Origin of the sequence: Bacillus sp. LK2, from assembly GCF_001043575.1 — a bacterium.
Taxonomy (GTDB): Bacteria; Bacillota; Bacilli; order Bacillales; family Bacillaceae_G; genus Bacillus_A; species Bacillus_A paramycoides.
In genome coordinates this window covers 1-6,140 of the sequence record NZ_LDUK01000086.1, presented here as the reverse complement: position 1 = coordinate 6,140, position 6,140 = coordinate 1, and the positions used below count along the sequence as shown (strand labels likewise).

The 6,140-nt window shown below is 33.4% G+C and carries 7 protein-coding genes; all 7 read right to left on the bottom strand.

Going from position 1 to position 6,140, the window contains the following annotated elements; all coding sequences use genetic code 11:
• Positions 1-135: 135 nt before the first annotated feature.
• Positions 136-585, bottom strand: coding sequence for an ASCH domain-containing protein (locus VK90_RS27075; protein WP_048376686.1), 450 nt, complete (start codon positions 583-585; stop codon positions 136-138).
• Positions 586-623: 38 nt separating this feature from the next.
• Positions 624-1,028: a hypothetical protein gene (locus tag VK90_RS27070; protein ID WP_048376683.1), complete on the bottom strand. Its 405-nt coding sequence runs from the start codon at positions 1,026-1,028 to the stop codon at positions 624-626.
• A gap of 405 nt (positions 1,029-1,433) precedes the next feature.
• Positions 1,434-2,231 carry an undecaprenyl-diphosphate phosphatase UppP gene (uppP, locus tag VK90_RS27065; RefSeq protein ID WP_002174597.1) on the bottom strand — a complete coding sequence of 266 codons (798 nt, stop codon included), beginning with the start codon at positions 2,229-2,231 and terminating at the stop codon, positions 1,434-1,436.
• A gap of 17 nt (positions 2,232-2,248) precedes the next feature.
• Positions 2,249-2,986 carry an ABC transporter permease gene (locus VK90_RS27060; protein ID WP_048376681.1) on the bottom strand — a complete coding sequence of 246 codons (738 nt, stop codon included), beginning with the start codon at positions 2,984-2,986 and terminating at the stop codon, positions 2,249-2,251.
• A complete protein-coding gene (locus VK90_RS27055) occupies positions 2,979-3,908 on the bottom strand; it encodes an ABC transporter ATP-binding protein (protein WP_048376680.1) in 930 nt (309 codons plus the stop codon). The genes VK90_RS27060 and VK90_RS27055 overlap by 8 nt, the downstream gene beginning before the upstream one ends.
• A 68-nt stretch (positions 3,909-3,976) precedes the next feature.
• Positions 3,977-4,990, bottom strand: a complete 1,014-nt coding sequence (locus VK90_RS27050) for a sensor histidine kinase (RefSeq protein ID WP_048376678.1) — start codon at positions 4,988-4,990, stop codon at positions 3,977-3,979.
• Positions 4,980-5,693, bottom strand: coding sequence for a response regulator transcription factor (locus tag VK90_RS27045; RefSeq protein WP_048376676.1), 714 nt, complete (start codon positions 5,691-5,693; stop codon positions 4,980-4,982). The genes VK90_RS27050 and VK90_RS27045 overlap by 11 nt, the downstream gene beginning before the upstream one ends.
• Positions 5,694-6,140: the final 447 nt, after the last annotated feature.

Sequence of the window (6,140 nt, the reverse complement as noted above, 5' to 3'; positions counted from 1 at the left end):
GTCAGAATGACTCGTCTTTTTTGTATTTAATGAAATAAGCTTGTTATCTATGGCTCAAGAAATCCATTGATAACAAGCTTATTTGTTTAAAGGTAAGTGTATGTATATAGTATAAATTCTCAGAAAAACTTCTATTTAGTATAGTTTCACATCAATAAGCTCAAAACGTTCGCAAACGAGTAGCATATCTTCAGAAAAACTCAGACCAAGCTCAGTTAGTTCCTTTGTAAAGAACCGAACATGGGTGTCTATCCAGTAACTATAGGTACGATCGCCTTCACCTTCAGCGATAGCGAATTCTTCGCTTACTTTATTCATTGGTGTTACAGTTACTTCTATTGTCTTAATAATAGCTACAGGTTCATCTTGGCTATTGAGTACAATACTATAATCATCGTTTGTTGGTAGCGGTTCGTTTTCTAATTCATAAAAAATATGACCGGAGCATGTTGCTGTTTTTACACCATCAATTACTAACTGTGCGAGATAATCAGGGGAATCACCGAATTGCCAAGCTGTAACAGATTTCGGCTTTGCATTGTCCCCCCAATAAGTATCCCAATATGCTTGTGCTAATGGATTCATTTGTATCGTTACCTCACTTTAGTTAATATTAATTCTCTTTATAATCCCTGAGCAATCTGCTTATTTGTAATGGCTTTGTACTCATTTAAAATTTGTATCGTTGTGTTGCGAATTAATACAGGTAATACGCTGAATGAATATGGTTTGTAAACCCGTTCTGTCCATTTATGGCCATCTTTCCCGTAGACCCCCATATTAATAGAAGGGATGTTTAATTTCCGAATTGTTTCGTACGGTAATGGATATAGTTGTTCCCATTTAGGACAGTTTTCCAATAATAGTTTTAACTCTTCGTCAGTTTCGTGAATAGACAAGAATAGTTCATCTATAATACTAGCTTCGCCGCCGGTACCGCTAATACTATTAAAGGAAACTAAATGCTTTGTTAGTAATTCAATTTGCTCTTCTAGTGTTAAAACTTGCAGTTGTTTGTATATAGACATAGGAAAAACTTCCTTAAATCTTATAATTGGAAGTCTTTCGTAGCGAAGATAAGTACAAGTGAAAACACTATAGTACGTTTACATAAATACAAGGAAGTGGTGATGTATAACAAGGACCTGGAACGTTTGTTCTCATCCGGTATAATGGGTACATTCAATCAATTGAGGTACTTATTTTAAACTTAGTATATGCGTTTAAAGAAGAAATGCTATTACTAGGTTCGGGTTTCAAGTATAGCTTGTAACCTTACATATCTTAATGGATTGTTCAAAGAATATTCGGATTATTAATATGAATTTATTATCACTATGCCATATTAAAAGGAGTAATACTAGAGGTGAAATAGATAAAAAACCGATATTCCAACTTGAATATCGGTTTAATAATATATAACTGATATAAAGCTATAGCAATACGAAAAACGTAAATAAGATAGCTAACAAAATACGATAATATGCAAAAGGTTTTAAACCTATCTTTTCTAAAAGCTTTAGGAATGTTACTACTGCTAACATTGCTACAATAAAAGAAGTAATGAAGCCTACCGCAAACATAGGGATATCATTTACACTTAAATACTTCCAGCTTTTTAATAAGTCTAATCCTGTAGCTCCAACCATTACAGGAAGAGCAATAAGAAAAGAGAACTCAGATGCAGTTTTATAATTTACTTTCGCTAATAGACCTCCAGAAATAGTAGAACCAGCTCTAGAGAAGCCGGGATATACTGCTAAGCATTGAAATAATCCGATTGTTAATGCTTGACGGTATGTTAAATCATCCAGAGAAAAGGTAGTTGCCTCTGCCTTTTTGACTTCTGCAAAGATCATAAGAATTGCTCCTGCTACAAGTCCAATTACGACAGTATATGGCTGAAATAAATATGTTTTAATAACATCATGTAGTAGTAAACCAGCAATTACTGCTGGAAATACGCCAAGAAATACATGGAATGCGTTGAATTTTTTCTCTTTCCGTAGAAGAGGTTTAATATTACATAAAGAAACAAGGCGTTTATGATATAAAATTGCAATAGCTAAAATTGCCCCTAGCTGAATAACAATTTCAAACGTTTTTGCTCTCTCTCCCTCGAAGTCTAGTAAATGCCCGACTAATATAAGATGGCCAGTAGAGGAGATAGGTAAAAATTCAGCTAACCCTTCTACAATACCAAGTATGAAAGCAATAATAATATCGCTCATAATTTCACTCCTATAAATTAATGGATATCAACCTTTTTAAAATAGAACAGTGTTGCGATAAAACTGAGAATTGTTGTTGCAGCGATGATGAGATAAGAATATTCTGGTGGATAAGTTGGTTGTAATTCATTATTTGCTATATCTAAGGTAGCAGTCCATGGAAACAGGTCTTTATGTTTTGAATTTACGAGCATAAGGTTAGTCATCGTTATAATAATTGTTAATATAATAGGCGGTACATACGTCTTCATTACAAGAGCTAATAGTACAATAGGTGAAGATAAAAGAAAGAGAAGTCCACCACATATTAAAAATTTTAGGAGGGAACCTAAAAGTAAAGCAATGCTAAAACCAGAGAAGTTCCCCAGTAGCCCTAATAATAAAGTAAGTGCCCAAGCGACTAAAGTAAGCATTATAATCCAAAGAAAGAGAATAATGAACTTACTTATAATAAAGTTAATGCGTGACACTGGGATAGTTAGTAAATGTTTTAGTGTATCTTCTGTATATTCACGGGTAAACAGATAAGCAACCACTACGCCATATAAGGGGAATCCCATAACTAAAGTAGTATATAAGTTAACTTCAGTGAATAATTGATGGAACAAAATAGTTGGAGTTGGCTGTTTTGTTTTTATGTGTATATAAGACGCTACTACCACTAAGAAAGGTGCGACACCAGCCCCGATAATACTAATCAAAAACATATTAGAGCGTTTGAGTTTTAATAGTTCTGTATAGAGTAGATTAACCAATTGTTCCACCTCCAACTAGCTTGGTGAAATAATCTTCTAATCTGTCTTCACTCATCATCATTTTTAATACTTCAATATCATTAAGAACAAACGCTCTGTTAATGCGTCCTTGCTGTCCGAAATGAGAGTAAACGCGAATATTTCCTGCGTCATGTACCTCATAATCAAAAATTTGAAAATGATTTTCTAAGAGCATCGCAGCTTTATTGTCATTAGTCACTTGGAATTCTATATACCTACGGTTTGCTTTGCGTAGCGTATCAAGAGAAACTTCCTCTAGTAACTTTCCTTCATGAATAATTCCCATACGATCGACTAGTTGTTCCACTTCGGCTAGTATGTGACTAGAAATGAGTATCGTTATGTTTCTTTCTTGAGCTAAAGATTTAATAAGCTTTCGCATTTCTTTAATACCGATTGGATCGAGCCCGTTAGTTGGTTCATCTAGTATGAGTAGTTCGGGATAATGGAGAAGAGCACGTGCAATTCCTAAACGCTGCTTCATTCCTAAAGAATACTTTCCTACTAATTTTTTTGTTTCATGCTGCAAGCCTACAATTTCTAATGCTTCTTCAATTGCATTCTTTTTGTGAACTCCAATTATCTTTGCATTAATTAATAAGTTTTCTCGTGCTGTTAAGTTTTCATAAAACCCTGGAACTTCAACGATAGAACCAATTCTTCTTAAAATGTCTTTTTGATTTTGGAATAAATCCTCCCCAAATATTTCAATATTCCCACTTGTAGGTTTTATAAGGCTGAGCAGCATACGAATGGTCGTTGTTTTACCAGCCCCATTTCGTCCTATGAATCCATAAATCTCTCCTTGTTGTACATTGATGTTAAGATTATCTACTGATTTTTGAGTGCCATATATTTTAGTGAGATTTGTCGTTTTTATAATTGTATTTATAGAAGACACCTACTTTCTATGAGTTCTTAATTACATGATAAAAAGAAGGGTTTAACTGCATATTAATCATTTCTTAACTATTTCTTAAAAGTAGTGTGTTTTGGGATAGAAAAGCCAAAAGTAGTTCTTTCCCAAGGAATACTGTCAACCCATATATGTCCACCGTTTTTCGCAACGAGCGCTTTAGAAATAGAAAGCCCGAGACCGCTACCACCAAAAGAGGAGTTTCTTGATTGTTCGCTTCGGTACATTCGCTCAAATACGTTTTGTAATTCATGTTTTGGAATACCAGGGCCTTTGTCCCAAATAAGAAGTTCATATTCTGAATCGGTTTCTAGTAGTTCGACGCCTACTATTTTCCCATCCTTTCCGTAATAAATGGCATTTTTCATTAAATTACCTATAACCCGCATAAGGCTAAGATGGTCTGCGATGATAGGACAAGTAGATTCTGGTATAAAAACTTGTAGTTCGATATTATGTTTTGATAGATCAGGTAAAAACTCGATTAACACTTCTCTAGTAACTTCAGAAAAATCGAGTTCTTCTTCTTTTAATGGAAATTCATTAGCATCTAGCTTTGCCATATTGAATATTTCATCAACTAGACTTTTTAAGTTGTTTGATTTCTTATAAAGTATTTCAAGATATTCTAGCTTTTCCGTTTGAGAAGCAGCAACACCATCTTTTAAAGCGTCAATATATCCAATAATAGAAGTGAGTGGTGTTCGGATATCATGCGAGATACTAGACAAAAGTTGTTTTCTCGATTCTTCGGATCTTTTCGCCTCAATCTGAACCTTTTCTAATTCAGCTATTAGTTCGTTTATCGAAAAAACGATAGTATGTAATGAACGGTCGTTATTTGTAAATAATCTTGTTTGCAAATTTCCTTTTAGTGCACGACTTAATTTAGTGACCATCGCTTTGCGATTTTGAATGAATTGTATTCTTGAAAAGAAAAGATATATTGTAATTAAGATAAGGGTAATAAATAAAGGTATTTTTACTTTGGGACCCATGTGTATATTTAAAAGCCCGCAAATGATAAGTTGCAATGAAATAAGAAAGAGAATCTTATCAGTCTTCAAGCTTTTCACCTACAAATTTATAACCAATTCCCCATATAGTTTGAATAAATTTTGGATTGGAAGGGTCGATTTCTATTTTCTTTCTAAGCTTTCTAATATGTACCATAACGGTATTGTCATCTTCTATATAATTATCGTCCCATACATTTCGAAAGAGTTGTGTTTTTGTAAATACTTGTCCTGGGTTTGAAGTGAAGAATTTTAATAGTTCAAGTTCTTTTCCGGTTAAATTGATTTCTTTTTCATTTGTATGAACTGTGTATGTATTTAAATCAATAGTTAGCCCTTTAAAAGCTAAAGTTGTTTTCTCTTGTACATTAGTGTTACTTCCGAGAATTAAAAACCGTCGCATAAGAGCTTTTACTCGTGCAACCACTTCGTGAATACTGAAAGGTTTCGTAATGTAATCATCGGCGCCAATGCTTAAACCTAAAATTTTATCAACTTCGTGATCTTTAGCGGTTAGCATTAATATCGGTACGTTAGTTTTATCTCTAAGTTTTCTACATACTTCGATTCCATCTACTTTCGGCATCATAAGATCTAATATAACGAGGTTATAGTTATTTTGATTAAACAAATGTAAGGCTTCTTCGCCATGAATTGCAGTATCTACCATATATAATTCTCGTTCTAAATATCTTTTTAATAAATCTCGGATTTCTTTGTCGTCGTCTGCTATAAGAATACGTATATCTTTCATATCGTCACCTGTTTCTAATAGAGTTTTATCGATAGTACAACATGATAAACAAAGAGGTACATTAGGGAATACAATAACTCTCTAATTATATACTAGTATTTGTTAAAAAAAGGTTGCTAGTTTCGTTAGGGAAATCATTCATACAAATTAAGTAAGGTGTGACGGCTGAGGCCTTTAATTAAATTGAATATGTTTTGGGAGAATAGAATTAGTAAAGAGAAGGGGAAGATGGTTTCTCGTTAATGAAACCATTGTAGGGGCTTATCTAGCTTAAAGAGTATGAAAATATTCAAATTAAATTTATTTATAAAAATGTGTTGACGATTAGAGTGTAGAGGTGTAATATAGAACAAGTCGCCGATAGCAATCACGCAGAAAGCGACAAACGAAATAAAAAACTTAGTTGACATTGAAACATGAAAGTGTTAACATAAGGAAGTCGCAAAT

Bases quoted from the DNA above. Each gene is read 5' to 3' on its own strand.
- VK90_RS27075 (WP_048376686.1), bottom strand. From the start codon at position 585: ATGAATCCATTAGCACAAGCATATTGGGATACTTATTGGGGGGACAAT.
- VK90_RS27070 (WP_048376683.1), bottom strand. From the start codon at position 1,028: ATGTCTATATACAAACAACTGCAAGTTTTAACACTAGAAGAGCAAATT.
- uppP (WP_002174597.1), bottom strand. From the start codon at position 2,231: ATGAGCGATATTATTATTGCTTTCATACTTGGTATTGTAGAAGGGTTA.
- VK90_RS27045 (WP_048376676.1), bottom strand. From the start codon at position 5,693: ATGAAAGATATACGTATTCTTATAGCAGACGACGACAAAGAAATCCGA.